24 protein-coding genes are annotated in these 25557 nt (G+C 65.4%); 16 read left to right on the forward strand and 8 right to left on the reverse strand.

Annotation, left to right across the window (positions count from 1 at the left end; translation table 11 throughout):
* Positions 1-115: 115 nt before the first annotated feature.
* The 5 genes from AC07ZS_RS14885 to msrQ all read left to right on the forward strand — a co-directional run bounded on the left by AC07ZS_RS14885 (position 116) and on the right by msrQ (position 6179).
* Positions 116-730, forward strand: coding sequence for a c-type cytochrome (locus AC07ZS_RS14885; protein WP_494799316.1), 615 nt, complete (start codon positions 116-118; stop codon positions 728-730).
* A gap of 191 nt (positions 731-921) precedes the next feature.
* On the forward strand, positions 922-3075 hold the full coding sequence (locus tag AC07ZS_RS14890) for a cytochrome c biogenesis protein ResB (RefSeq protein WP_494799317.1): 2154 nt from the start codon (positions 922-924) through the stop codon (positions 3073-3075).
* Positions 3072-4442, forward strand: a complete 1371-nt coding sequence (gene ccsB, locus AC07ZS_RS14895; RefSeq protein WP_494799318.1) for a c-type cytochrome biogenesis protein CcsB — start codon at positions 3072-3074, stop codon at positions 4440-4442. Before AC07ZS_RS14890 ends, ccsB begins: the two co-directional genes overlap by 4 nt.
* 103 nt (positions 4443-4545) lie before the next feature.
* Complete coding sequence (msrP, locus tag AC07ZS_RS14900) at positions 4546-5550, forward strand: protein-methionine-sulfoxide reductase catalytic subunit MsrP (protein WP_494799319.1); 1005 nt, start codon at positions 4546-4548, stop codon at positions 5548-5550.
* Between the two features lie 5 nt (positions 5551-5555).
* Positions 5556-6179: a protein-methionine-sulfoxide reductase heme-binding subunit MsrQ gene (gene msrQ / locus AC07ZS_RS14905; protein WP_494799320.1), complete on the forward strand. Its 624-nt coding sequence runs from the start codon at positions 5556-5558 to the stop codon at positions 6177-6179.
* Positions 6180-6185: 6 nt separating this feature from the next.
* Here the strand turns inward: msrQ and AC07ZS_RS14910 are convergent, their stop codons facing one another.
* The 7 genes from AC07ZS_RS14910 to lptM all read right to left on the reverse strand — a co-directional run bounded on the left by AC07ZS_RS14910 (position 6186) and on the right by lptM (position 12590).
* Complete coding sequence (locus AC07ZS_RS14910) at positions 6186-7175, reverse strand: branched-chain amino acid ABC transporter permease (RefSeq protein WP_494799321.1); 990 nt, start codon at positions 7173-7175, stop codon at positions 6186-6188.
* A 10-nt stretch (positions 7176-7185) separates the two neighbouring features.
* Positions 7186-8064 carry a branched-chain amino acid ABC transporter permease gene (locus AC07ZS_RS14915; RefSeq protein WP_494799322.1) on the reverse strand — a complete coding sequence of 293 codons (879 nt, stop codon included), beginning with the start codon at positions 8062-8064 and terminating at the stop codon, positions 7186-7188.
* A gap of 77 nt (positions 8065-8141) precedes the next feature.
* Complete coding sequence (locus AC07ZS_RS14920; RefSeq protein ID WP_494799323.1) at positions 8142-9335, reverse strand: ABC transporter substrate-binding protein; 1194 nt, start codon at positions 9333-9335, stop codon at positions 8142-8144.
* A gap of 62 nt (positions 9336-9397) precedes the next feature.
* Complete coding sequence (locus AC07ZS_RS14925; protein ID WP_494799324.1) at positions 9398-10108, reverse strand: ABC transporter ATP-binding protein; 711 nt, start codon at positions 10106-10108, stop codon at positions 9398-9400.
* Positions 10108-10890, reverse strand: a complete 783-nt coding sequence (locus AC07ZS_RS14930) for an ABC transporter ATP-binding protein (RefSeq protein ID WP_494799325.1) — start codon at positions 10888-10890, stop codon at positions 10108-10110. The genes AC07ZS_RS14925 and AC07ZS_RS14930 overlap by 1 nt, the downstream gene beginning before the upstream one ends.
* A 177-nt stretch (positions 10891-11067) precedes the next feature.
* Positions 11068-12357 carry a diaminopimelate decarboxylase gene (gene lysA, locus AC07ZS_RS14935; RefSeq protein ID WP_494799326.1) on the reverse strand — a complete coding sequence of 430 codons (1290 nt, stop codon included), beginning with the start codon at positions 12355-12357 and terminating at the stop codon, positions 11068-11070.
* A 32-nt stretch (positions 12358-12389) separates the two neighbouring features.
* Positions 12390-12590, reverse strand: coding sequence for an LPS translocon maturation chaperone LptM (gene lptM, locus AC07ZS_RS14940; protein ID WP_494799327.1), 201 nt, complete (start codon positions 12588-12590; stop codon positions 12390-12392).
* A gap of 12 nt (positions 12591-12602) precedes the next feature.
* Here lptM and cyaY point away from each other — a divergent pair, with 12 nt between their 5' ends.
* Positions 12603-12932 carry an iron donor protein CyaY gene (gene cyaY / locus AC07ZS_RS14945; RefSeq protein ID WP_494799328.1) on the forward strand — a complete coding sequence of 110 codons (330 nt, stop codon included), beginning with the start codon at positions 12603-12605 and terminating at the stop codon, positions 12930-12932.
* On the opposite strand, the gene AC07ZS_RS14950 is transcribed toward cyaY, so the two are convergent.
* Positions 12922-15351: a penicillin-binding protein 1A gene (locus AC07ZS_RS14950; protein WP_494799329.1), complete on the reverse strand. Its 2430-nt coding sequence runs from the start codon at positions 15349-15351 to the stop codon at positions 12922-12924. The two genes, cyaY and AC07ZS_RS14950, sit on opposite strands and share 11 nt — an antisense overlap.
* Before the next feature lie 269 nt (positions 15352-15620).
* On the opposite strand from AC07ZS_RS14950, the gene AC07ZS_RS14955 reads away from it, so the two are divergent.
* From AC07ZS_RS14955 to AC07ZS_RS15000, 10 genes are read left to right on the forward strand one after another with little or no spacing between them, the layout of a single operon-like run.
* On the forward strand, positions 15621-16700 hold the full coding sequence (locus AC07ZS_RS14955) for a pilus assembly protein PilM (protein WP_291113824.1): 1080 nt from the start codon (positions 15621-15623) through the stop codon (positions 16698-16700).
* A complete protein-coding gene (locus AC07ZS_RS14960; RefSeq protein WP_494799330.1) occupies positions 16697-17314 on the forward strand; it encodes a PilN domain-containing protein in 618 nt (205 codons plus the stop codon). The genes AC07ZS_RS14955 and AC07ZS_RS14960 overlap by 4 nt, the downstream gene beginning before the upstream one ends.
* 18 nt (positions 17315-17332) lie before the next feature.
* Complete coding sequence (locus AC07ZS_RS14965) at positions 17333-18013, forward strand: type IV pilus inner membrane component PilO (protein ID WP_494799331.1); 681 nt, start codon at positions 17333-17335, stop codon at positions 18011-18013.
* The gene (locus tag AC07ZS_RS14970) at positions 18010-18564 is read left to right on the forward strand and encodes a pilus assembly protein PilP (RefSeq protein ID WP_494799332.1); all 555 of its coding nucleotides are present in this window, start codon (positions 18010-18012) and stop codon (positions 18562-18564) included. The genes AC07ZS_RS14965 and AC07ZS_RS14970 overlap by 4 nt, the downstream gene beginning before the upstream one ends.
* Entirely contained in the window at positions 18561-20681 is a 2121-nt protein-coding gene (locus AC07ZS_RS14975; protein WP_494799333.1) for a type IV pilus secretin PilQ, read from the forward strand. The genes AC07ZS_RS14970 and AC07ZS_RS14975 overlap by 4 nt, the downstream gene beginning before the upstream one ends.
* Entirely contained in the window at positions 20678-21241 is a 564-nt protein-coding gene (locus AC07ZS_RS14980) for a shikimate kinase (protein WP_494799334.1), read from the forward strand. The genes AC07ZS_RS14975 and AC07ZS_RS14980 overlap by 4 nt, the downstream gene beginning before the upstream one ends.
* Positions 21242-21282: 41 nt before the next feature.
* The gene (gene aroB / locus AC07ZS_RS14985) at positions 21283-22404 is read left to right on the forward strand and encodes a 3-dehydroquinate synthase (protein ID WP_494799335.1); all 1122 of its coding nucleotides are present in this window, start codon (positions 21283-21285) and stop codon (positions 22402-22404) included.
* The gene (locus AC07ZS_RS14990) at positions 22404-23594 is read left to right on the forward strand and encodes a deoxyguanosinetriphosphate triphosphohydrolase (RefSeq protein WP_494799336.1); all 1191 of its coding nucleotides are present in this window, start codon (positions 22404-22406) and stop codon (positions 23592-23594) included. Before aroB ends, AC07ZS_RS14990 begins: the two co-directional genes overlap by 1 nt.
* Entirely contained in the window at positions 23591-24796 is a 1206-nt protein-coding gene (locus tag AC07ZS_RS14995; RefSeq protein WP_494799337.1) for an MFS transporter, read from the forward strand. The genes AC07ZS_RS14990 and AC07ZS_RS14995 overlap by 4 nt, the downstream gene beginning before the upstream one ends.
* Positions 24797-24848: 52 nt before the next feature.
* The gene (locus AC07ZS_RS15000; protein WP_494799338.1) at positions 24849-25550 is read left to right on the forward strand and encodes a transposase; all 702 of its coding nucleotides are present in this window, start codon (positions 24849-24851) and stop codon (positions 25548-25550) included.
* Positions 25551-25557: the final 7 nt, after the last annotated feature.

Here is a 25557-nt window from a genome sequence, read left to right on the forward strand (position 1 = left end):
GCGGTGGGTCATTTGGGGGTTTTCCCGGTGGGACATTGTAAAATCGATTGGCTTTGTCCAGACAAACCGAGAATTCCCACAAACCGAACCCGTCGCAACCGACGCCCGCCCCGTCATGAAATTGCCTGTTTCCTTCCTTTGCGCCGCTGCTGCCGCAGCCCTGTCGTTCAGCGCCCAGGCGCAATCGGCCAAGCCCGATCTGGCCAAGGGCAGCGCCATGTACGGTCAGGCCTGCGTGGCTTGCCACGCAGCGGACGGCAACTCGACCACGCCGGCCAACCCGAAGCTCGCCCAGCAGCACCCCGAGTACCTCGTCAAGCAACTGCAGGAATTCAAGTCGGGCAAGCGCGACAACGCCATCATGAAGGGCTTTGCGTCGGCCCTGTCCGATGCCGACATGCGCAACATCGCCTACTGGCTGGCCGATCAGAAGGCTAAGGGCGGCGCTGCCACCGACAAGGACCTGGTGCGCCTGGGTGAACGCATCTACCGCGGCGGCATCGCCGACCGCCAGATCGCTGCCTGCGCCGGCTGCCACAGCCCCAACGGCGCCGGCATTCCGGCGCAGTACCCGCGCCTGTCGGGCCAGCAGGCGGAGTACACCGCCACGCAGCTCAAGCACTTCCGTGACGGCACCCGCAAGAACAACGCACAGATGACGGGCGTGGCCGCCAAGATGAACGACCGCGAAATCCAGGCGGTGTCGGACTACATCGCCGGCCTGCGCTGATCGGTCGCCGGGGGGCGCAAGCCCCTCGGGCCTGGCCGGGATATAAGCGGACATGAATATTTGCCGGCACAATGCAATAAACCCCACCGGGCGTTGAACCGCCAGCCACAAAACACATCACATCAGGGCGCGTTCCGGGACTTCCGGGGCCGCCCTTTTTTGTTGACCGTTCTTCTGCCTTCCCTTCCTCCATGACCGTCTCCACCCAAGGCCTGCACATCCGCACCGGCTCGCGCATCGTCAGCGAACTGGTGGAGCTGCTGTCGTCGATGCGGTTTGCCATTTCGCTGCTCACCGTGATCTGCATCGCGTCGGTGATCGGCACGGTGGTCAAACAGCACGAACCTTTCATCAACTACGTCAACCAGTTCGGCCCCTTCTGGGCCGACGTGTTCGCCAGCGCACACCTGTACTCGGTGTACAGCGCGTGGTGGTTCCTGCTCATCCTGGCGTTCCTGGTCATCAGCACCAGCCTGTGCATCGCCCGCAACACGCCCAAGATCCTGGCCGACTTCAAGGCCTACAAGGAAAACATCCGGGAGCAGAGTCTCAAGGCGTTTCCGCACCGCGCCGAAGGCGAACTGGGCGAAACACCCGAAGCCGCCGCGAACCGCATCGGCCAGACCTTGCTGGGATCGGGCTGGAAGGTCAAGCTGCAGTCGCGCACCACCGCGGCGGGCACGGGCTGGATGGTGGCGGCCAAGGCCGGTGCGGCCAACAAGATCGGTTACCTCGCGGCGCACAGCGCTATCGTGCTGGTGTGCATCGGCGGCCTGCTGGACGGTGACCTGATGGTGCGCGCGCAGACCTGGTTCAACGGCAAAACCCCGTTCATGGGGGGCGGTCTTATCGCCGACGTGCCGGCCCAGCACCGGCTCTCGGCCAGCAACCCCACGTTCCGCGGCAACCTCCTGGTGACCGAGGGCACGACGGCGGGCACGGCGATCCTTGCGCAGCCTCAGGGCGTGCTGCTGCAAGACCTGCCCTTCTCGGTTGAGCTCAAGAAGTTCATCGTCGAGTATTACGACACGGGCATGCCCAAGCTGTTCGCCAGCGAAATCGTGATCCACGACAACGAGACCGGCGAGAGCAAGGACGCGCGCGTGGAGGTGAACCACCCGGCCAGCCATCGGGGCATCAACATCTACCAGTCCAGCTTCGATGACGGCGGTTCGCGCGTGAAGCTGCAGGCCGTGCCGCTGAACGGGCCCACGCGGCCGTTCGAGATCGAGGGCACCATCGGCAGCTCGACCGCGCTGAGCAACGGCGACGACAAGCTCACGCTGGAGTACACCGGTCTGCGCGTGATCAACGTGGAGAACTTCGCCTCCAGCAACGCCGCCGACGGCGTCGATGTGCGCAAGGTGGACCTGCGCGGTTCAATCGAGAGCCGCCTGGGCTCGGGCCACAAGACCGTGACCGAGAAGACGCTGCGCAACGTGGGGCCGAGCGTGTCGTACAAGCTGCGCGATGCGGCCGGCCAGGCGGTCGAGTACCACAACTACATGCTGCCGGTGGAGATCGACGGTGCGCGCGTCTACCTGCTGGGCTTGCGCGAGACGCCGGCCGAGCCGTTCCGCTACCTGCGCATTCCGGTGGACGACAAAGACGGCCTCGACGGCTTCGTGCGCCTGCGCGCCGCGCTGAGCGACGCCCAGATGCGCGATCTGGCAGTGCGCCGCTACGCGGCCTCTGCGGTGGAAGATGGCCGCCCCGAATTGGCCGAAGCGCTGGCCGCCTCGGCCGCGCGTGCCCTTGGTTTGTTCGCCGGTGCCGAATCGGTGAGCGCCCCCGGCGTGCAGCCCGTGGCCAACGGCGCCGGCGAGAAACCGATCCGCGGCGGCCTGCAGGCCGTGTCGGCCTTCCTGGAAAACAATGTGCCTGCCGCCGAACGTGAGCGCGCGAGCGACGTGCTGGTGCGCATCCTCAACGGCACCCTGTTCGAGCTGATGCAGATCAGCCGCGAGCGCGCCGGCCTGCCGCCGCTGGAACGCAGCGAGGCCTCGCAGCAGTTCATGTCGCAGGCCGTGATCAGCCTGAGCGACACCTTCTTCTATCCGGCGCCCATGACCTTCCAGCTCAAGGACTTCACGCACGTGCAGGCCAGCGTGTTCCAGGTCGCCCGCGCGCCGGGCCAGAACATCGTCTACCTCGGCTGCCTGTTGCTGATTCTGGGCGTTTTTGCCATGCTCTACGTCCGCGAGCGCCGCCTCTGGGTCTGGCTCTCGCCCTCGGGCGAGCAGGCCTCGCAGGCCCGCATGGCGCTGTCGTCGAACCGCAAGACGATGGATGCCGACCGCGAATTTGAAATGTTGAAGACCCAATTGTTGAAGGTGCAACCATGAATACCGTCACCGCCACGCAGACCATCGAGCTGAAGAAGGGTGGTCATCACGGCCAGGGCCTGGAGCCGGGGTATTTCGCGCGCCGCAATGTCTGGGACTGGCTGTTCGCCGTGTTCGTGATCGCGGGCGCTGTCCTGGCTTTCATGCGCTACAACGCGGCCATGGACGGCTACGAGCAGGCCATCCTCGTGGGCACCGTGCCTTGCATGATCTGGCTGGGTTGGTTCTGGCGCCCGCTGCGCACACTCACGGTGGTGGTGACCGCCGTGTCGCTGTTGGCGATCTGGCTGTACCAGACGCCGGCCGGTACGGCCGACCTGGCGCGCGCCGATCAGGTCTTCATGCTGAAGTACTTCATTTCCAGCCAGTCCGCCATCCTGTGGATGAGCGTGCTGTTCTTCATGAGCACCGCGTTCTACTGGGTCGGCATGTTCAAGCGCGCAGGCGACACCTTTGAACTGCTCGGCTCGCGCATGGCCTGGGTGGCGGTGACGCTGGCCCTGATCGGCACCATGGTGCGCTGGTACGAGAGCCACCAGATTGGTCCCGACATCGGCCACATCCCGGTGAGCAACCTGTACGAGGTGTTCGTGCTGTTCTGCTGGATGACCGCCGCTTTCTACCTGTACTACGAAGACCAGTACAAGACGCGCGGCATGGGCGCTTTCGTGATGCTGGTGGTCAGCGCGGCGGTGGGCTTCCTGCTCTGGTACACGGTGGTGCGCGAGGCACACGCCATCCAGCCGCTGGTGCCGGCGCTCAAGAGCTGGTGGATGAAGCTGCACGTGCCGGCCAACTTCATTGGTTACGGCACCTTCGCCATTGCCGCGATGCTGGCCTTCGCCTACCTGATCAAGCAGAGCGCCACCGAGAGCCGCTGGTACAAGCTCGCGCCGCTGTGGCTGCTGGGCGTGGTGCTGTGTTTCGAGCCCATCGTGTTCCGCCAGTCGGCGGCAGAGAACGGCGGCAGCTACTGGTTCGTGTACTTCGGCATTTCGGCCCTGATCGTCGCCACCATCCTGTTCGGTCGCCGCCGCATCGCCGAGCGCCTGCCCAGCTTCGAGGTGCTGGACGACGTGATGTACAAGGCCATCGCGGTGGGCTTTGCCTTCTTTACCATCGCCACCGTGCTGGGCGCCCTCTGGGCCGCCGAGGCCTGGGGCGGTTACTGGAGCTGGGACCCGAAGGAAACCTGGGCGCTGATCGTCTGGCTCAACTACGCGGCCTGGCTGCACATGCGCCTCATGAAGGGCCTGCGCGGCACGGTGGCGGCCTGGTGGGCGCTGGTCGGCCTGGCGGTGACGACCTTCGCCTTCCTCGGCGTGAACATGTTCCTCTCCGGCCTGCACAGCTACGGCGAACTCTGACGCTGGCGGCGCAGGAACTTGTCAGGACCGCTTCGGTCCTAAGATCGTCGAACCAGCGACGCGGCATCTTCCGCCGTCGGGTGTCTTCAGCAAGGATGGCTCCATGCTCATTCGCACGCACGACCAAGGTTTTGATCACCCCCTGTCCAGCGAAATAACGCCACCGGCGGCCTATCGGAACCGGCGCCAATGGTTGCTGGCCGCGGCTGCGGTGGGGGGCGGACTGGCCTCCTGGGCCGGGCGCGACGCCTGGGCGCAGGGCGCTTCGGCCACCCCCAAACCCGGCAAGCTTGGCGCGCTGCCCGGCAAGCGCTCTGCGGTGGACGGCGCGGTGACGATGGAGGCGCTGACCTCCTACGACGACGCCAGTTCCTACAACAACTTCTACGAGTTCGGCACCGACAAGTCCGATCCCGTGGCCTACGCCAAGACGCTCAAACCCCGTCCCTGGACGGTGGCGGTCGAGGGCCTGGTGAACAAGCCCGCCACGTTCGATCTGGACGCCTTGCTCAAGCTCAGCCCGATGGAGGAGCGCATCTACCGGTTGCGCTGTGTCGAGGGTTGGTCCATGGTGATTCCCTGGGTGGGTTACTCGCTCAGCGAGCTCATCAAGCAGGTGCAGCCGCAGGGCAGCGCGAAGTACGTTGAATTCGTGACGCTGGCAGACCCCAAGCAGATGCCTGGCCTGCGCTCCAATGTGCTCGGCTGGCCCTATGTGGAAGGCCTGCGCCTGGACGAGGCCATGCACCCGCTGACGCTGCTGGCCTTCGGCATGTACGGCGAGGTGCTGCCGAACCAGAACGGAGCGCCGCTGCGCCTGGTGGTGCCCTGGAAGTACGGTTTCAAGAGCGGCAAATCGCTGGTGAAGATCCGCTTCACCGACAAGGAGCCGCGCACCGCGTGGAATGTGGCGGCACCGCAGGAGTACGGCTTCTACTCCAACGTCAATCCCGAGGTCTCGCACCCGCGCTGGAGCCAGGCCACCGAACGCCGCATCGGTGAAGGCGGCGGCCTGTTTGCCAAACGGCGCCAGACGCAAATGTTCAACGGCTACGCGCCCCAGGTCGGTCAGCTCTACGCCGGCCTGGACCTTCGCAAGCTGTACTGAGCCGCATGCAGCGCCCGCCTGCCGGGGGGACGGCCAACCGCGTGCTCAGCCACGGTGCCACCAAGCCGGTGGCGTTCCTGCTCGCGAGCCTGCCTTTTGTGTGGCTGGTGTTCGCGGCCTTTGCCGATCGCCTGGGGGCCAACCCGGCCGAGGCCCTGATCCGCTCGCTGGGTGACTGGACCCTGCGCTTCCTGGTGTTGGTGATGGCGATCACGCCCTTGCGCGTGAGCCTGGGCTGGCCGGCGCTCCTGCGCCTGCGGCGGATGGTGGGGCTGTTCGTATTTTTCTATGCCTGCATGCACCTGCTGGCCTACGCCTGGTTCGACATGGAATTCGACCTGACGGGCATCGCGGCCGATGTGGTCAAGCGCCCGTTCATCCTGGTGGGTTTCCTGTCCTGGCTGTTGCTGCTGCCACTGGCCGCCACCTCGTTCAACCGCGCCATCCGCACCCTGGGGGCGCGGCGCTGGCAGCTGTTGCACCGTGCGGTGTATGTGATCGCCTGCCTCGCGGTGTTGCACTTCTTCTGGATGCGCGCCGGCAAGAACGATTTTGCCGAGGTGGCCGTGTACGCCGTGATCCTGGGCAGTCTGCTGGCCTGGCGCCTGTGGCGCCGCTTGAGGAGCTGAGTCCGTTCAGGCCTGCTTGCCGCGCCAGCGTTCCACCAGCGCGATGGCCTCGCCCATGATGCCGCGGCGGAAGGCGAGCACGCACACCACGAAGATGAAGCCGATCACCATGGTGACCGACTCGCCCAGGCCGTTGAACCAGTCGATACCGGTCACACCCGCCAGGAAATGGCCGATTTCGCCGAGCTTGTTCTCCAGCGCGATCACCACCGCGGCACCCACCAGCGGACCGGACAGGGTGCCCAGGCCCCCCACCAGCGTCATCAGCACCACCGAGCCGGACATGGTCCAGTGCACGTCGGTGAGTGTGGCAAAGCCCATGGCCAGGGTCTTGAGCGAGCCCGCCAGGCCGGACAGGGCCGCCGACAGCACGAACACCAGCAGCTTGAAGCGCTGCGTGTCGTAGCCCAGGGAGATGGCGCGCGGCTCGTTCTCCTTGATCGCCTTGAGGATCTGACCGAAAGGGGAGTGCACGATGCGCATGATCAGCAGGAACGCCGCCACCGTGATCAGCAAGGTGAAGTAGTACATGGTCATGTCGTTGCCGAGCTCGATGAAGCCCAGCAGGCGGCCGCGCGGCACAGCCTGCAGGCCGTCTTCACCGCCGGTGAAGGGCATCTGCAGGCAGAAGAAGAACAGCATCTGCGCCAGCGCCAGGGTGATCATGGTGAAGTAGATGCCCTGGCGGCGGATCGCCAACGAGCCCACCAGCCAACCCAGCACCGCGCCCGTGAGCGTGCCGAGCACCAGGCCCAGTTCGGGCGGCACGCCCCAGACCTTCAGCGCGTGGCCCGCGACATAGGCCGAGCCGCCCAGGAAGGCCGCGTGGCCGAACGAGAGCAAGCCTGTGTAGCCCAGCAGCAGGTTGAAGGCCGACGCGAACAGCGCGAAGCACAGGAGCTTCATCACCAGCACGGGGTAGATGCCGATGAAGGGCACGGCCAGCAGCACCAGCAGCAGCAAGCCGTAGAGGATGTTCTTGGAAGTCGTGTTCATGCGGCTGGCTTCACTTTTCCTTGCCGAACAGGCCGGCCGGCCGGATCAGCAGCACGATGGCCATGATGACGAAGACCACGGTGGACGAGGCCTCGGGATAAAACACCTTGGTCAATCCTTCGACGATGCCCAGGCCCAGGCCGGTGAGGATCGTGCCGAGGATGGAGCCCATGCCCCCGATCACGACCACGGCAAAGACGATGATGATGAGGTTCTGCCCCATGAGCGGGGACACCTGCATGATGGGCGCGGCCAGCACGCCCGCCAGACCGGCCAGCGCCACGCCGAAGCCGTAGGTCAGGGTGACCATCAGCGGCACGTTGATGCCGAAGGCTTCCACCAGCCTGGGGTTCTCGGTGCCGGCGCGCAGGTAGGCGCCCAGTTTGGTTTTCTCGATCACGTACCAGGTGGCGAAACACACCACGAGCGAGGCCAGCACCACGAAGCCGCGGTAGTTCGGCATGACCATGAAGCCCAGGTTGGTGGCGCCGGAAATGGGGGCGCTGTAGGGCAGGCCCGAGACCCCATAGGCCGAGCGCAGCACACCTTCCAGCATCAGCGTGAGGCCGAGCGTGAGCAGCAGCCCGTAGAGGTGGTCGAGCCGGTAGATCCAGCGCAGGAACAGCCGCTCGATGACGACGCCCAGCAGACCCACCAGCAGAGGGGCCAGCACGATCATCACCCAGAAGTTGAGTTCCAGGTAGTTCAGGCCCATCCAGGTCAGCACCGCCCCTAGCATGAACAGCGCGCCGTGCGCGAAGTTGATGACGTTGAGCAGGCCGAAGATGACCGCCAGGCCCAGGCTCAGGATGGCATAGAACGAGCCGTTGACCAGGCCCAGCAGCAACTGGCCCATCAGGGCGGACAGGGGTATTCCGAAGAAGTCCATCGGCGGTGCGTGGGTTGGGTGGGTCAGGCGTTGCAGTGGCAGGCAGCGCGGGCCGGGGCCCGCGCCGCTGCGTCAGATCACTTCCAGAGCGCGCATTTCGATTCGGCCTTGGTCGTGAAGACATCCTCGCCCTTGAGCGTGGCGGCGACCTTCATGTAGTCCCAAGGACTCTTGGAGTCGGCCGGTTTCTTCACTTCCAGCAAGTACATGTCGTGCACGTAGCGGCCGTCCGGACGGATGGTGCCCTTGCCGAAGAAGTCGTCGATCTTCATGCTCTTGAGCTGTGCCATCACCTTGTCGCTGTCGGTGGTCTTGGCCGCCGTCACCGCCTTGAGGTAGGTGGTGGTGGCCGAATAGTTCGCGGCCTGGATGCTGGTGGGCATGCGCTTGGCCTTTTCAAAGAACTTCTTGGCGAACGCGCGGCTGGCGTCGTCCTTGTCCCAGTACCAGCTGTCGGTGAGGTACATGCCTTGCGTGTCCTTCAGACCCAGGCTGTGGATGTCGGTGACGAACATCAGCAGGCCGGCGAGCTTCATGGTCTTGGTGATACCGAACTCGCTGGCAGCCTTGATCGAGGCGATGGTGTCACCACCGGCGTTGGCCAGGCCGAGGATTTTCGCGCCCGAGCTCTGCGCCTGCAGCAGGAACGAGGAGAAGTCGGAGGTGTTGAGCGGTGCGCGCACGGCGCCCTTGACGGTGCCACCAGCGCCTTTCACGACGTTGGCGGTGTCGGTTTCCAATGCGTGGCCGAAGGCGTAGTCGGCGGTCAGGAAGAACCAGTCCTTGCCACCTTGCTTCACGACGGCGCCGCCGGTGCCCTTGGCCAGCGCCACGGTGTCGTAGGCATAGTGCACGGTGTAGGGCGAGCAGGCGGCATTGGTCAGTGCCGATGAACCTGCGCCGTTGACGATGTAGAGCTTCTTCTTCTCCTCTGCCACCTTGGCCGTGGCCAGGGCGGTGCCGGAGTTGGTGCCGCCGATCATGACGTCCAGGTTTTGCGTGTCGATCCATTCGCGGGCCTTGGACGCCGCGATGTCGGCCTTGTTCTGGTGATCGGCGCTCAGCAGCTCGATGGGCTTGCCCAGCACCTTGCCGCCGAAGTCGTCGATGGCCATCTGGATCGCCATCGCGCCGTTCTTGCCGTCCACGTCGGAGTACAGGCTCGACATGTCGGTGGTGAAGCCGATGCGCACTTTGTCCTGTGCATGAGCCGCGGTGAGCAGCCCTGCGGTACCCAGGGCCAGGGTGAGCAGTTTGACGGTGTGTTTCATGCTGTCAGTCTCCGTAGAAGTGGCGGTTGGGGAAAAGGGGCGAACGGTGAACGGGGGAGGCCTCAGACGCCCAGCAGTTCGTGAAGAACGGGCATCTTCTCGGTCAGCTGGGAAGCGCTGAAGTGCTCGACCATGCGGCCGTGCTCCATCACGTAGAAGCGGTCGGCCAGCGGGGCGGCGAAGCGGAAGTTCTGCTCCACCATGACGACGGTGTAGCCCTTGCTCTTGAGCATCTTGATCATGCGGGCCAGGGCTTGCACGATCACGGGCGCGAGGCCTTCGGAGATCTCGTCGAGCAGCAGCAGGTGGGCACCGGTGCGCAGGATGCGGGCCACGGCCAGCATCTGCTGCTCGCCACCCGACAGGCGCGTGCCCTGGCTGTGCCGGCGCTCGGCCAGGTTGGGGAACATTTCGTAGATGTCCGCCAGCGACATGCCCTTGCCCGAGCCCTTGAGCGTGGGCGGCAGCAGCAGGTTTTCCTCGCAGGACAGGCTGGCGAAAATGCCGCGTTCCTCGGGGCAGTAGCCGATGCCGTGGCGCGCGATGCGGTGGGTGGGCAGGTGGATGAGCTCCTGGCCGTTGCTCTGGATGGAGCCCTTGCGCGAACCGGTCAGCCCCAGGATGGCGCGCAGTGTGGAAGTGCGGCCCGCGCCGTTGCGTCCCAGCAGGGTCACGACCTCGCCCGGTTGCACCACCATGTCCACGCCGTGCAGCACATGCGATTCGCCGTACCAGGCTTGCAGGTTTTTGATCTCCAGCGCCGGTGCGGTCATCAGTGCGCTCCCTGGAGCTGGCCGTCGGTGGTGCCCATGTAGGCCTCCATCACGGCGGGGTTGCCCGAGACCTGGGCGTAAGAGCCTTCGGCCAGCACGGCGCCGCGTTGCAGCACCGTGATCGTGTCGGCGATGTTCGACACCACGCCCATGTTGTGCTCCACCATCAGGATGGTGCGCCCGGCGGCCACCTTCTTGATGAGCTGGGTGACGCGGTCCACATCCTCGTGCCCCATGCCCTGGGTGGGTTCGTCCAGCAGCATCAGCTCGGGCTCCATGGCCAGGGTGGTGGCGATCTCCAGCGCGCGCTTGCGGCCGTAGGGCAGGTTGACCGTGGTCTCGCGCGCGAAGTCCTGCAGGCCGACTTCGGTCAGCAACTGGTGGGCCCGTTCGTTGAGCTGGTTGAGAGAGCGTTCGCTCTTCCAGAAGTGATAGGCCGTGCCCAACTGGCGCTGCAGGCCGACGCGCACGTTCTCGAGCACGCTGAGGTGGGGAAACACCGCCGAGATCTGGAAGGAGCGGATGATGCCGCGGCGCGCAATCTGCGCCGGTTGTTCGCGCGTGATGTCCTGGCCGTTGAACAGGATCTGGCCCTGCGTTGGTTCCAGGAACTTGGTCAGCAGGTTGAAGCAGGTGGTCTTGCCGGCACCGTTGGGTCCGATCAGGGCATGGATCGCGCCGCGCTGGACGCGCAGATTGACGTCATTGACGGCGGTGAAACCCTTGAAGGACTTGGTGAGCTGGCGCGTTTCCAGAATGGTGTCGGCGGTCTTGTCGTGCATGGGGTGGGGGCGCTTCCAGAAGGCAGTCGATCCATGTTGCTGTGCACAATGTGGACGGATTCTGGAGGACGGTCCCTGACCGGCCTATAGGTGCAAACACCGAGGGGAGTATCGGGTGTGGCTGCACCATGAGAGGGCATGCACGCCGCGGTGTCGCGCGCGCGACCGCTCGCGATGTCAGAGCAGGCGTTCGAGCCGCGTCTGATCGGCGAGGGATTCGCGCGCGCGAATCAGATGGGCCTGTGCGCCGTCCACCAGCACCTCGGCAGCACGGCCGCGCGTGTTGTAGTTGCTGGCCATGCTCATGCAATACGCGCCGGCCGACAGCACGGCCAGCAGGTCACCCGATTGCACTGCGAGCGCGCGGTCGCGGCCGATCCAGTCGCCGCTTTCGCACACCGGGCCGACCACGTCCCAGGTGAGGGTCTCGGCCGACGCACGGGGTGCGACCGGCACGATGCGGTGGAAGGCTTGGTACATCGCCGGGCGCGGGAGATCGTTCATCGCGGCGTCCACGATGAGGAAGTTCTTCTGTTCGCCGGGCTTGAGGTACAGCACCTCGGTGAGGCACACGCCGGCGTTGCCCACCAGCGAGCGGCCGGGTTCGATGCAGATCCGGCGATCACCAAAGCCGCGCGCGTCCATGCGCTGCAACAGGGCCTGCCAGAGCACGTCGGCCTCGGGCGGGTTGTCGCCCTGGTAGTCGATGCCCAGGCCGCCGCCGAAGTCGATGTGGTCGATGGGCACGCCCGCGCCCTCGATCTGCTCCACGAGGTCGAGCACGCGGTCCATGGCGTCGAGGTAGGGCCCGGTCTGCGTGATCTGGGAGCCGATGTGGCAATCGATGCCGACCACGCGCAGGCCGTCACACGCCGCCGCGTGGCGGTAGGTCGACACCACGTCTTCGTGCGCGATGCCAAACTTGTTGCCCTTGAGGCCGGTGGAGATGTAGGGGTGGGTCTGCGCATCCACGTTGGGATTGACCCGGATGCTCACCGGCGCGCGCAGGCCCATGCCTTGGGCCACCTCGTCCAGCACGTCGAGTTCGGCCCGGCTCTCCACGTTGAAGCACCCGATGCCGACGGCGAGCGCCTGCCGCATCTCGGCGCGGGTCTTGCCCACGCCGGAAAAAATGACCTTGGCCGGTTCGACGCCGACCGCCAGGGCGCGTTCGAGTTCACCGCCCGAGACGATGTCCAGCCCACAGCCGGCGGCCACCAGGGCTTGCAGGATCGCCAGCGACGAGTTGGCCTTCATGGCGTAGCAGATCAGGTGCCGACGGCCGGCCAGCCCCCGCTGGTACGCCGCCAGCGCCTGCAACATGGCCGCGCGGCTGTACACGAACAGCGGCGTGCCGTGTTCTTGCGCGAGCGCGGCCAGGGACACGCCTTCGATCATGAGCTGGTGGTCCTGATAGCCGACAAAGGGAGGCAGCGAGGTGGCGGGCAGGCCGGCAAGAGTGGTCATGCGATGCGATGCGAAGCGAGGAGGGCGGCGGGTCAGCGTTGGGCTGGCGTGGCCGAGGTGTCTGCGGGAGTCGCCGGGGCGGCAGGCTTCCGGGTTGTTTTGGGCTCGTCGGGGCCCGGCAGGTACAGCGGGCCCCTTTGGCCGCAGGCCGAGAGCACCAGCGCGGTGATGGCGATGGCCATGAGCCGCGAGGGGCCGATGCCCCGACCTAGAATGCGTTTCAAACCAAACATCGACGCATTGTAATGACCGACACCGAATATCAGGACCGCGCAGAAGCCCTGCTGCGGGCGATTGAACTGGCCTGCGACCGCATCAACGACGACACCGATGCCGACGTCGACAACCAGCGGGTGGGCGGCATGATCACCCTGACGTTTGCCAATGGAAGCCAGATCATCATCAACCTCCAGAAGCCGTTGCACGAGGTGTGGATGGCCGCTCGCGCCGGCGGCTTTCACTACAAGCACGATGGCAGCGCCTGGATGGACACCAAGGGGCAGGGCGAGTTCTTCGCCCACCTGTCCCGTTGTGCCTCGGAACAGGCAGGGTTGTCGCTGAGCTTCAGTTCCTGAAGAGATCCAGGATGCTGCGGCGCTCCTCGGTGGGCGCTGCAGGTGGTTTGGACACAGGGACCCCATTGGCGTCCAGCTCGGGTGCCGCCCCGGTGGCGCCTGGCATGGGGTCTTGCAGACCCAGGCTGTGCACGCCGCGTCCGGGGCCGAACTCCTCGTAGTACCACTCACCGCCCACGTTGATGACGCCGGCGGGCGGGGTGTAGGTGGCCACGGGAACGGCCTTGAGGGCCTCCGTCATGAAGGAAATCCAGATCGGCAGGCTCAGCCCGCCGCCGGTTTCGCGGCTGCCGAGGTTGCGTGGCGAGTCGTAGCCCACCCAGGCCGCCGCCACCAGCGTGGGTTGGTAACCCACGAACCAGGCATCCACCGAGTCGTTGGTGGTGCCGGTCTTGCCGTAAAGATCCGTCCGCTTCAGGGTGGCCTGCGCCCGCGCGGCCGTGCCGGACCGGGTGATTTCCTGCAGCAGGCTGTTCATGATGAAGGCGTTGCGGGGCTCGATCGCGCGTTGCTCCTCGGTGGGGCTCACTTCCGGGGCCTCGTACAGCAGCTTGCCCTTGTGGTCGCTCACCCGCAGGATGAGCGTGGGCGCAATGCGGTAGCCGCCATTGGCAAACACCGAGTAGCCGGTGGCCATCTGCATCGGTGTGACCGAACCTGCGCCCAGGGCCATCGTCAGGTACGGGGGGTGCTTGTCGGCGTCGAAGCCGAAGCGCGACACCCACTGCTGGGCACTCTGCGTTCCCACCAGCTGGAGCACGCGGATGGACACCATGTTCTTGGATTTGGCCAGCGCGCGCCGCACCGACATCGGGCCTTCGAACTGGCCGTCGTAGTTCTTCGGTTCCCAGGGCTTGCCGCCGGTTTCGCCGGCGGAGTAGAAGAGCGGTGCGTCGTTCACCACCGTCATGGGCGTCACGCCCTTTTCCAGCGCCGCGGAGTAGATGAACGGCTTGAAGCTCGAGCCGGGCTGGCGCCAGGCCTGTGTGACGTGGTTGAACTTGCTCTTCTGGAAGTCGAACCCGCCGACCAGCGCGATCACCTTGCCGGAGCGCGGGTCGAGTGCCACGAAGGCCGACTCGACCTCGGGCAGTTGTGTGATGCGCCAGACCTTGGGCGCCGTCTGCACGACGCGGATCACGGCGCCCGGCCGGATCTTGACGTTGGGGCCTGCCTTGTCGGATAGGCCGGATTGCACGGGCTTGAGGCCTTCGCCGGTGATCTCGAACGGTTCGCCATCCTGGCGCACCGCCACCACGCGCTTGGCATTGGCTTCCAGCACCACGGCGGACAGCAGGTCGTCGTTGTCCGGTCGGTCGGTCAGGGCCTCGTCGATGGCGTCGTCGCGAGCCGCCTTGTCTTCCGGCAGGTCGATGAACAGCTCCGGGCCCCGGTAGAACTGGCGCCGCTCGTAGTCCAGCACGCCCTGGCGCACCGCACGGTAGGCCGCGAGCTGCTCGTTCGCCTTGATCGTGGTCGTCACGACCAGGCCGCGCGTGTAGGCTTCCTCGCCGTATTGGGAGACGATGGACTGGCGCACCATCTCGGCCACGAATTCCGCGTGGGGCCGGTTCGACGGATTCGTGGCCCTCAGCTTGAGCTGCTCGGCTTTGGCCACCTCGGCCTCTTCGGGCGTGATGAAGCCGTTCTCCACCATCCGGTCGATGATGTGCAGCTGGCGGGCGCGTGCCCGGCGCGGGTTCTTGACGGGGTTGTAGGCCGACGGCGCCTGGGGCAGGCCGGCGAGCATGGCCGCTTCCGCGATGGTCACGTCCTTCAGCGACTTGCCGAAGTAGATCTGCGAGGCGGCGGAGAAGCCGTAGGCCCGCTGGCCCAGGAAGATCTGATTCATGTAGATCTCGAGGATCTGCTCCTTGGTGAGCATGTGCTCCAGCTTGAACGTCAGGAGCACCTCATAGATCTTGCGGGTGTAGCTCTTCTCGGCGGAGAGGTACACGTTGCGGGCCACCTGCATGGTGATGGTGGAGGCACCCTGGCTCTTGGCCTGGCGCAGGTTGGCCAGCGCGGCGCGCATCATGCCGCGGTAGTCGACGCCGTTGTGCTCGAAGAACCGTGCGTCCTCGATGGCCAGCACCGCGTTCTTCATCACTGCGGGAATCTCGTTGATGGTGAGCAGGTTGCGCCGCTCCTCGCCGAACTCGCCGATCAGCGATCCGTCGGAAGAGATCACGCGCAGCGGCAGCTTGGGCCGGTAGTCGGCCAGGCCGGCGACTTCGGGCAGGTTGGGGTAAGCCACCGCCAGCGCGATGCCCACGGCCATCAACACGCACGCAACACCTGCCACCGCCAGTCCGGCCAGACCCACCACCAAGCGACCGATCCAGATGAGTGCTGTGTGCCCGGTCAATACTGATGACGTGTCGGAGGGGCGGGTCGAAGAAGTGTCGTTCTTGGGCATGCAGTCGTTCAGAGCCGGAGCCCGTGATTATAAAAATCGGGATGCCGAGCACCGAAGGGCTCGCCCGGCATATTGTGAGTTGTTGTGTATTTCCCGGCCAAACAGCCGATGAAGCGGTGAACACCGGGTCCAGGATGCGTATGCTTTTGACAACGTTGCAGTTTGTCTCAAAGGCAAAAAATCTTTGCTGGACAAGGGGCTTACTGCTAGCATTCAAGTGAATTGTTAAGTTTGGCGACGCTTTTTGTCACCGTTTTTTGGGGGCCACCTTGATCTCATTGGGGTCGTTATTCAGCCGTGAACCGGCGCCCTTGCTGGGCATCGATGTCAGCTCTTCCAGTGTCAAGTTGGTGGAGTTGAGCCGCAACCGTTCGGGCGATCTGGTGCTGGAGCGTTGCGCCATGGAGCCCCTGGAGCGTGGTTGGATCACCGATGGCAACATCGAAAAATTCGACGAGGTGGCTGAAGCGGTGCGCCGCGTGGTCCGCAAGAGTGGCAGCAAGACCAAGAACGTGGCGCTTGCCTTGCCGGCCTCGGCCGTGATCACGAAGAAGATCATTCTGCCGGGCGGACTGTCCGACAAGGAGCTCGAGGCCCAGGTCGAGTCGGAAGCCAACCAATACATCCCGTTCTCGCTCGATGAAGTGAGTCTCGACTTCTGCGTCATCGGCCCCAGCGCCAACTCCGTGGGTGACGTGGAGGTGCTGATTGCCGCGTCGCGCAAGGAGAAGGTCTCGGATCGCCAGGGTCTGGCCGAAGCGGCCGGGCTCAAACCGGTGGTGATGGACGTGGAGTCCTACGCGTCCCGCATGGCCGCTGGCCGCGTGATCGAAACCTTGCCCAACCAGGGGGTGGACTCGCTGGTGGCCTTGTTCGAGGTGGGCGCTTTGACCACCAGCATGCAGGTGATGCGCAACGACGACGTGCTGTACGAGCGGGATCAGGCCTTTGGCGGTGCCCAGCTGACGCAACTCATCGTGCGCCAGTACGGCTTTTCCTCAGACGAAGCCGAGGCCAAGAAGCGCTCGGGCGATCTGCCCGACGACTACCGTTCCGCGGTGCTTGACCCCTTCATCGAAAGCATGGCCCAGGAAGTCGGCCGCGCCCTCCAGTTCTTCTTCACCAGCACGCCTTACAACAAGGTCGATCACATCCTCCTGGCCGGCGGCAGCGCCGCGCTGCCGGGCCTGACCGAGGCCGTGACCCACCAGACCTCGTTTGCCTGCATGGTGATCAATCCTTTTGACGCCATGGAAATGGCCGCCTCCGTGCAGGCGCGGAAGATGTCTCGCGAGGCGCCTTCGTACCTGACCTCCACCGGGTTGGCGCTGCGGAGGTTCTACCAATGATCCTCATCAACCTGTTGCCTCACCGTGAGGCAACCCGCAAGCGCCAGAAGGACCAGTTCTTCACGCAGCTGGGCCTGTCCGCGTTGCTGGGTGGGGTCATCTGCGGTGCCGTTTTCACCTGGTACCAAGGCCAGATCTCTGCGCAGCAGGATCGGAACACCTTTCTCCAGGGTGAGATCGCGAAGCTGGACGCCGAGATCAAGGACATTGCCAACCTTCAGCGGGAAATCGCCTCCTTGCGGGCACGCCAGACCGCGGTGGAAAACCTGCAGGGCGACCGCAATCTGCCGGTGCACCTGCTGGACGAGCTGGTCGCGCAACTGCCCGACGGTATCTACCTCACCAGCATGAAGCAGGACAACCAGAGCGTGCTGCTGGTGGGCGTGGCCCAGTCCCAGGAACGCGTGTCCGATCTGCTGCGCAACCTGTCGAACAACAGCCCCTGGCTGGTGCGACCGGAGTTGGTGGAGATTGTGGCGGCCAAGCCCACGGCAGGCAACCGCGATCAACGCCGTGTGTCGAACTTCACCATCCGGGTTTCGCTGAAGCGTCCTTCCGCGCCGCCTGCGGCCGGACCGGCCACCGCTGCGCCTGCCGCGCCGCGCAAAGTCTGATCAAGGGACCCGCGCAACATGGCCAAAACGCCCAAGATCAACGTGGATTTCAAAGGAATCCAGGACAAGCTCAAAGCCCAGTTCACCGGACTGGACCCCAATGACCCATCGCAATGGCCTGGGTTGCCCCGCAACCTGCTGTTTGTGGCGGTGTGTGTGGCTTTCGTGGCTGCGCTGTGGTTCGCCTGGCTCAAGAACTCGGACGAAGAACTGATTGCTGAGAAGGCACGCGAAGTTCAGCTGCGCGAGGACTACCGCAAGAAGCTCGTGCAGGCGGTCAATCTGGACGCCTTGCGCAAACAGCTGGAGCAGGTGCAGCAATACGTGACGCAGCTCGAAAAGCAGCTGCCGAGCAAGGCCGAGATGGACGCGCTGCTGTCGGACATCAACCAGGCAGGCCTGGGCCGCAGCCTGCAGTTTGAGCTCTTTCGCCCCGGTCAGGTGAGTGTGAAGGAGTACTACGCGGAACTGCCGATCTCGGTGCGCGTGACCGGCACCTACCACGACATCGGGCTGTTTGCGGCCGACATCGCGAACCTCTCGCGCATCGTGACCCTGAACAATCTGACGCTTACGCCTATCAGGGACCGCGAAGGCGTCCTGACGCTTGATGGCACGGCCAAGACATTCCGCTACCTGGATCAGGAAGAGATCGCCGCCCAGCAGAAGGCTGCCGCACCGAAGGGAGCCAAGAAGTGACGCACCGCCGATGGATCCCAACGGTTGCCACCGTGCTGCTGGCATCGACCCTGACGGCCTGTACCTCGTCCGGCCAGGATGAACTCCAGGTCTGGATGCAGACCGAGCGCAACTCGATCAAGCCTTCGGTTCAGCCGATTCCCGAACCCACCAAGTTCGTGCCCCAGGCCTACCTGGGCGAGCGTCAGTTGCCGCCGTTCAGCGAAGAGAAGCTGGCCAGCGTGCTGCGCGGTGCCCAGCCGTCGCCCGTGGCCAACGCGGGGCTCATCGAACCTGAATTGAACCGCCGCAAGCAACCGCTCGAAGCCCATCCGCTGGACGCGATGGTCATGGTCGGCAGCCTCAACCGCGATGGCAAGCTGGTCGCGTTGGTGAAAGTGGATAGCCTGTTGTACCAGGTCAGGCCCGGCAACTACCTGGGCCAAAACTTCGGACGCGTCACCCGCATCACCGAGACCGAGGTGGTGATGCGCGAGATCGTGCAGGATTCGGCAGGGGAATGGATCGAGCGCGCTGCGGCGCTGCAACTACAAGAGGGTGCTTCTAAATGAACAAGCCAAACAGGGCAACGGGAATCGCAGCAGTGGGGCAAGGGCTGCTCAAGGGGGCCGTGTTTGCCTGCATGACGCTGACGGCCGTGTGGGCGCAGGCTCAGAACGCGATCCAGTCGATCACGGGGGGCATCCAGGGTGGCGTCGAAGTCATTCGCATCAACACCACCCAGCCGCTGACGGCGTTGCCGACCGGTTTCACCATTCAGGCCCCTGCGCGCATCGCGCTGGATTTTCCCGGCGTGGCCAATGCCATCGGCCGCAATGCGGTGGACATCAATGAAGGCAACCTCCGGTCGGCCAACGTGGTGCAGGCCGGTGACCGCACGCGCGTGGTCATCAACCTGAAGCAGTCGGCCGCCTACGAAGCCCGGATCGAAGGCAAGACCCTGCTGGTGGTGCTGGAGCGCACCCAGTCGGTGAGCGCTGCGTCGGCACCGCCTTCTTCGGCCTTTGCCGAAAACCGCAACCGCGATGTGGCGGCCTTGCGAGACATCGATTTCCGCCGCGGCGTGGGCAATGCGGGCCGGGTGGTGGTCGAGCTGGCCAACAACCAGGTCGGTGTGGACATTCGCCAGCAGGGCCAGAACCTGGTGGTCGAATTCCTCAAGACCTCGCTGCCGGAGGGTCTGCGCCGCCGGCTGGACGTCAGCGACTTCGGCACGCCGATTCAAAGCGTCACCACCTCGCAGGCGGGTGACCGCGTGCGCATGGTGGTCAGCCCGACCGGCAACTGGGAGCATTCCGCGTACCAGAGCGACAACCAGTTCGTGCTGGAAGTGCGCGAGCAAAAGATCGACTCCACCAAGCTGACGCAAGGCCCGGGCTACAGCGGCGAAAAGCTGTCGCTCAATTTCCAGAACATCGAAGTGCGGTCGCTGCTGCAAGTCATCGCGGACTTCACCAACTTCAACATCGTGACCTCCGACTCGGTCACCGGCGCCGTCACGCTGCGACTCAAGGACGTGCCTTGGGACCAGGCGCTGGACATCATCCTGCAGGCCAAGGGGCTGGGCATGCGCAAGTCCGGCAACGTGCTGTGGATCGCCCCGAAGGACGAGATCGCGGCCCGTGAGAAGCAGGAACTCGAATCCAAGGTGTCCATCGAGAGCCTGGAAACGCTGCGGACGCAGGGCTTCCAGATGAACTACGCCAAGGCGGCCGACATTGCGACACAGCTCACCTCGACCGGCAGCGGTGGCTCCGGCAGCACGAGTGCCCGCATTCTGTCCGATCGCGGCAGCGTGATTTCCGAGCCTCGCACCAACCAGCTCTTCGTGACCGACATCGCGTCGCGCCTGGAGCAGGTGCAGGAGCTGATCCGCAAGCTCGACATCCCGATCCGTCAGGTGATGATCGAAGCACGCATCGTGGAAGCCGACGACACCTTCGGCAAATCCCTGGGCGTTCGTTTGGGCGGCGGCGTGCGTGGATTCAACGCGGGTTCGGCCAACGGCAACCCGATCCAGGGCAATTTCGGTTCAAACTACGGTGCTGCCACGACGGGCCCCACGCTGACGTCGGCGCCATTCGTGAACCTGCCGGCCAACCCGAGCACGGCTCAGGCGGCTTCCTTCGCGCTGTCGCTCTTCAACCCCAGCGCCTCCCGGTTCCTGAGCCTCGAGATTTCCGCCCTGGAATCGGACGGCAAGGGCCGCATCGTGTCGAGCCCGCGTGTGGTCACGGCCGATCAGGTCAAGGCCTTGATCGAACAAGGGACGGAATTCCCGTACCAGACGGCGACCTCCAGCGGTGCCACGGCCATTGCGTTCCGCAAGGCCAACCTGAAGCTGGAAGTGACGCCGCAGATCACGCCTGAGGGCAACATCATTCTGGACCTGGACATCAACAAGGACAGCCGCGGCGAATCGACGCCGGACGGTATCGCGATCAACACCAAGCACGTGCAGACGCAGGTCCTGGTGGAGAACGGCGGTACGGTGGTGATCGGTGGTATCTTCGAGCAGACCGAGCGCGACGAGGTCAACAAGGTGCCCTTGCTGGGTGATTTGCCCGCGGTGGGCAACCTGTTCAAGTCGCGCAACCGCATTGCGAACAAATCGGAGCTCCTGATCTTCATCACGCCACGTGTGTTGGGGCGCTCAGCGATCAATTGAGCGGCTCATCCAGTTTCCTGATCGGCTTGCCGGGGTCCGGCAAGTCGACGGTCGGGCGACAACTGTCCCGGCGCCTCGCCCTCCCTTTCTTCGATTCCGACCACGTCATCGAGCAACGCCTGGGTTGTTCGATCCGTGAGTTTTTCGAGCGGGAGGGCGAGGCGCGTTTTCGCGACCTCGAGGCGGCGGTCATCGACGAATTGACCCAGGGTCCGTCGGCCATCGTGTCCACCGGTGGCGGCTCGGTGTTGCGGCCTGAGAACCGAGCGTGCCTGCACGACCGCGGCAAGGTCTTCTACCTGAAGTCCACACCGGAAGAGGTGTACCGCCGGCTCCGGTACGACCGCAACAGGCCCCTGTTGCAGGTGGACGATCCCTTGCAGCGCATCCGCGACCTGTTCGATGCGCGCGATCCGCTCTATCGCGAAACCGCGCATTTCGTCATTGAAACCGGGCGCCCCTCGGTGGCCACGCTGGTCAACATGATCGTGATGCAGCTGGAGCTCGCCGGTGCGGTGCCGCCTGCCGCGGCGGAGTCCCCGGACCCTGGCGCCTTGTAGCCGCCGGGCCATGGCCCTCGCACCGAATAAACTCGGTGCCCATGACCTCACAGCCCACGACCCCGCGCGTTCAACAGGTGAACATCGATCTCGGTGACCGCAGCTATGGCATCGTGATCGGCCCCGGTGTGCTGGACGCACCAGAGAGCTACGCGGATCTGCCTCGCGCCGCCAGCGCCATGATCGTCACGAACCAGACGGTGGCCCCGCTGTACCAGGAGCGGCTGCTCAAGGTGCTGGCACCGCACTATGCCGTGATCCACACCGTGGTGTTGCCCGACGGCGAGGCCTACAAGACCTGGGAGTCGCTCAACCTCATTTTTGACGCCTTGCTGTCGCACGGCTGCGACCGCAAGACGGTGCTCTTCGCGCTGGGCGGCGGCGTGGTCGGCGACATGACCGGCTTCGCCGCGGCGAGCTACATGCGGGGCGTGCCCTTTGTGCAGGTGCCCACCACGCTGCTCGCGCAGGTGGATTCGTCGGTGGGGGGCAAGACCGCCATCAACCACCCCCTGGGCAAGAACATGATCGGGGCCTTCTACCAGCCTCAGCGCGTGTTGTGCGACCTCGACGTGCTCATGACCTTGCCGGAGCGCGAGCTCAGCGCGGGGCTGGCCGAAGTCATCAAGTACGGGCCGATCGCCGACATGGCCCTGCTGGACTGGATTGAAACCAACATCGACGCGCTCATGGCGCGCGATGCCGCCGCACTGGCCTTTGCGGTGCGCCGCAGTTGCGAGATCAAGGCCGGGGTGGTGGGGCAGGACGAACGCGAAGCGGGCATGCGCGCGATCCTCAATTTCGGCCACACCTTCGGGCACGCCATCGAGGCTGGCATGGGCTACGGCGCCTGGTTGCACGGTGAGGCTGTGGGGTGCGGCATGGTGATGGCCGCGCGCCTGTCGGCCGCGCTCGGTCTGGTGGACGCCGCGTTCGTCGAGCGCTTGGTTGCCCTGGTGCGGCGCGCGGGACTGCCCACGGTGGCACCCGTGCTCGACAGCCGCGACAACGTGGGTCGCTACCTCGACCTCATGCGAGTGGACAAGAAGTCCGAAGGCGGGGCCATCAAGTTCGTGTTGATCGATACCCCGGGCCATGCCGCCGTGCGCAGCGCCCCCGATGCGACCGTGGCCCAGGTGATCGAAACCAGCTGCCGGGCCTGATGGCCATGACCTCCCCCGCGATGCCCGCCGGACTCGCGGATTGCGCCAGCAGTCCGGCGCACAGCCGTGGCCGCCGACACCCCGAACCCGAGGCGCCGACCCGCACGGCGTTTCAGCGCGATCGGGACCGCGTGATCCACTCGACCGCGTTCCGGCGGCTGGTTTACAAGACCCAGGTGTTCCTGAACCATGAGGGCGACCTGTTTCGCACGCGCCTCACCCATTCGCTGGAAGTGGCTCAACTGGGCCGGAGCATCGCGCGTTCGCTGCATTTGAACGAAGACCTCGTCGAAGCCATCGCCCTGGCGCACGATCTGGGGCACACGCCGTTCGGGCATGCCGGACAGGATGCCCTCAACGCCTGCCTCAAGGCCGCGTCCGCACAAGCCGCCCCGGGCGACACGGACAGCTGGGGGTTCGAGCACAACCTTCAGAGCCTGCGCGTGGTCGATGAGCTGGAAGAGCGTTACCCCGCCTTCGACGGATTGAACCTGTGTTTCGAGACCCGAGAAGGCATCCTCAAGCACTGCTCCAAGGCCAATGCCTTGCGGCTGGAGCAGCAGGAGCCGGGTGGCGTGGCCTCGCGCTTCCTTCACGGCGGGTCACCCTCGCTGGAGGCGCAACTGTGCAACCTGGCCGACGAGATCGCCTACAACGCGCACGACATCGACGACGGCGTGCGATCGGGTTTGTTGACCATGGATCAGATGGCCGATGTGGAGTTGTTCGAGCACTACCGCCGCACGGCCTTGAAGGCGCACCCGCAGTTGCAAGGCCGCAGGCTGTTGTTCGAGTCCATTCGGCTGATGCTCAGCGATCAGGTCTATGACGTGATCGACACGACGCGCGCGCGGCTTTCGGCAGCGCAGGTCCACAGTGTGGAAGCCGTGCGGGCGCGCCCGCCCCTGGTGGCTTTCTCCGACGGCATGCGGGAGCGCTCGCAGGTGCTGAAGAGCTTCCTGTTTCGCAATCTCTACCGGCATCCGCAGGTGATGGAAACCACCGACCGCGCGCGCCGCGTGGTCAGCGATCTGTTTGATCGCTACATGAACGCCCCTGGTGAATTGCCCGAAGCGCATGGGCGCAAGCAACACCTGGCCCGGGCGGTGGCCGACTACATCGCCGGCATGACGGACCGCTTTGCGATCCGTGAACATGAGCGCCTCTATGGCGCGGTGCTGTTCCCATGACGGCATCGACAGGTCTCGCAGCCAGACCCCTCGCGGCCCTGGTGGTCGCCGTGGGCGTTACCTGCGCCCTGCACGTGGGCAAGCTGCCTGTCGCCATTCCCGTGCTGCGGGAAAGCCTGGGCCTGAGCCTGGTGCAGGCCGGCTTCCTGCTGTCGCTGGTGCAGCTCGCCGGCATGACGCTGGGCCTCGTGGTGGGGCTGATGGCGGATCGTTTGGGGCCGCGCCGCGTCATGCTGGCCGGGCTGTTGCTGCTCGCGGTGGGGAGTGCGTTGGGTGCCCTGGCCCCCAACGTTCATGTGTTGCTGGCCACGCGCGTGATCGAAGGCATGGGGTTCCTGTCGGCGGTTCTGCCAGCGCCCGGCTTGCTTCGACAGCGCGTGCACCATGCGCCCACGCTGTCCCGTTCGCTGGGTTGGTGGGGGGCGTACATGCCCCTGGGTACATCGTTGGCCCTGTTGCTCGGTGTGCCCTTGCTGTCCGCCGTTGGTTGGCGCTGGGCCTGGTTGCTGCTGGCGCTGCTGTCTTTGCTGGCTGCGGTCGGGTTGGCGAAGTGGGTGCCGCCCGATGCACAGGCGCAGTCCGGCACCGCACCGGTGGCCACCGCCCTGGGCCCGCGCCTTCGACGCACGCTGAAGGCCCCGGGCCCGTGGCTGATGGCCCTGGCGTTCTTCCTGTATTCGGGCCAATGGCTGGCCGTGGTCGGTTTCCTGCCGACGATCTACCACCAGGCGGGGTACACCGGTGCCACGGTGGCCGTGCTCAGCGCCCTGGCCGCGGGCATCAACATGGTCGGCAACATCGGCGGGGGCTGGTGGCTCGCCAGGGGCGCGCGCCCAGGGGTGGTGCTGGCGCTGGCCTACGTCGCGATGGGCGTGGGAGCCTGGGTGGCCTTTGGCGCCGAGGGGTACCCGGTGGCGCAGTACCTCGCCGTGCTGGTCTTCTCCGGGGTGGGTGGGCTGATTCCCGGCACGCTGTTTGGCCTGGCGGTCAAACTCGCCCCCGACAACGAGACCGTGTCCACCACGGTGGGCTGGATGCAACAGTTCTCTGCCCTCGGTCAATTCCTCGGGCCGCCGCTGGTGGCCTGGGTGGCCACCCTGGTCGGCGGCTGGCAATGGACCTGGACGGTGACCGGCGCCTCCTCGTTGCTGGGCGTGATGCTCGCGGGCCGGCTGCAGGCCGCCTGGCGCGCCCGACCATAATCGGGGTCGGATTCCCCCGAGCCGCTGTGCGGCGCCCCTTTCGACTGCTTTCATGGCCCGTCTTCCCCGCCTGACCGTTGCAGGTTACGCGCACCATGTCATCCAGCGTGGCAACAACCGCCAGGACATCGTGCGCAGCGATGCCGACCGCGAGTTCCTGCTGGAGTTGCTTGGCGAGAACGCGCGCAAGCACGGTGTGGCCTTCAACGCCTACGTGTTGATGGACAACCATTTCCATCTGCTGCTCACGCCGGAAACGGCGGAAGGCGTGCCGCTGATGATGCAGGCCGTCGGGCGGCGTTACGTGCGCTACTTCAACGACCGCTACCAACGCACCGGCACTTTGTGGGAAGGGCGCTACAAGTCCACCCTGGTCCAGACCGAACGCTACCTCCTGGCCTGCATGGTCTACATGGACCTCAACCCCGTGCGGGCCGGCATGGTGGTGGACCCGAAAAACCACCCCTGGTCCAGCCACCGCCACTACATCGGGCAGGCCCCGGACCGCCGCATCACGCCGCCGGCCGTTTACTGGGCGCTGGGCAACACCCCCTTCGCCCGGGAAGCGGCGTACACCGAGTTGGTGCACGCGGGACAGACCGGCGCGCAGCAGGGCGCCATCACCGACGCCACCTTGCACGGCTGGGCCCTGGGGGATGCGGACTTCGCGGCGGAGTTGCAAAAGCGCACACCGCGCCGCATCGCACGTGGCCGCCCCGGGCGCCCCGCGTCCACGCCCTCCGACGAGGGCTGAACACACC

It is taken from the genome of Hydrogenophaga sp. GW456-12-10-14-TSB4, from assembly GCF_059424305.1.

Bases quoted from the DNA above. Each gene is read 5' to 3' on its own strand.
- AC07ZS_RS14885 (WP_494799316.1), top strand. From the start codon at position 116: ATGAAATTGCCTGTTTCCTTCCTTTGCGCCGCTGCTGCCGCAGCCCTG.
- AC07ZS_RS14890 (WP_494799317.1), top strand. From the start codon at position 922: ATGACCGTCTCCACCCAAGGCCTGCACATCCGCACCGGCTCGCGCATC.
- ccsB (WP_494799318.1), top strand. From the start codon at position 3,072: ATGAATACCGTCACCGCCACGCAGACCATCGAGCTGAAGAAGGGTGGT.
- msrP (WP_494799319.1), top strand. From the start codon at position 4,546: ATGCTCATTCGCACGCACGACCAAGGTTTTGATCACCCCCTGTCCAGC.
- msrQ (WP_494799320.1), top strand. From the start codon at position 5,556: ATGCAGCGCCCGCCTGCCGGGGGGACGGCCAACCGCGTGCTCAGCCAC.
- AC07ZS_RS14910 (WP_494799321.1), bottom strand. From the start codon at position 7,175: ATGAACACGACTTCCAAGAACATCCTCTACGGCTTGCTGCTGCTGGTG.
- AC07ZS_RS14915 (WP_494799322.1), bottom strand. From the start codon at position 8,064: ATGGACTTCTTCGGAATACCCCTGTCCGCCCTGATGGGCCAGTTGCTG.
- AC07ZS_RS14920 (WP_494799323.1), bottom strand. From the start codon at position 9,335: ATGAAACACACCGTCAAACTGCTCACCCTGGCCCTGGGTACCGCAGGG.
- AC07ZS_RS14925 (WP_494799324.1), bottom strand. From the start codon at position 10,108: ATGACCGCACCGGCGCTGGAGATCAAAAACCTGCAAGCCTGGTACGGC.
- AC07ZS_RS14930 (WP_494799325.1), bottom strand. From the start codon at position 10,890: ATGCACGACAAGACCGCCGACACCATTCTGGAAACGCGCCAGCTCACC.
- lysA (WP_494799326.1), bottom strand. From the start codon at position 12,357: ATGACCACTCTTGCCGGCCTGCCCGCCACCTCGCTGCCTCCCTTTGTC.
- lptM (WP_494799327.1), bottom strand. From the start codon at position 12,590: ATGTTTGGTTTGAAACGCATTCTAGGTCGGGGCATCGGCCCCTCGCGG.
- cyaY (WP_494799328.1), top strand. From the start codon at position 12,603: ATGACCGACACCGAATATCAGGACCGCGCAGAAGCCCTGCTGCGGGCG.
- AC07ZS_RS14950 (WP_494799329.1), bottom strand. From the start codon at position 15,351: ATGCCCAAGAACGACACTTCTTCGACCCGCCCCTCCGACACGTCATCA.
- AC07ZS_RS14960 (WP_494799330.1), top strand. From the start codon at position 16,697: ATGATCCTCATCAACCTGTTGCCTCACCGTGAGGCAACCCGCAAGCGC.
- AC07ZS_RS14965 (WP_494799331.1), top strand. From the start codon at position 17,333: ATGGCCAAAACGCCCAAGATCAACGTGGATTTCAAAGGAATCCAGGAC.
- AC07ZS_RS14975 (WP_494799333.1), top strand. From the start codon at position 18,561: ATGAACAAGCCAAACAGGGCAACGGGAATCGCAGCAGTGGGGCAAGGG.
- aroB (WP_494799335.1), top strand. From the start codon at position 21,283: ATGACCTCACAGCCCACGACCCCGCGCGTTCAACAGGTGAACATCGAT.
- AC07ZS_RS14990 (WP_494799336.1), top strand. From the start codon at position 22,404: ATGGCCATGACCTCCCCCGCGATGCCCGCCGGACTCGCGGATTGCGCC.
- AC07ZS_RS14995 (WP_494799337.1), top strand. From the start codon at position 23,591: ATGACGGCATCGACAGGTCTCGCAGCCAGACCCCTCGCGGCCCTGGTG.
- AC07ZS_RS15000 (WP_494799338.1), top strand. From the start codon at position 24,849: ATGGCCCGTCTTCCCCGCCTGACCGTTGCAGGTTACGCGCACCATGTC.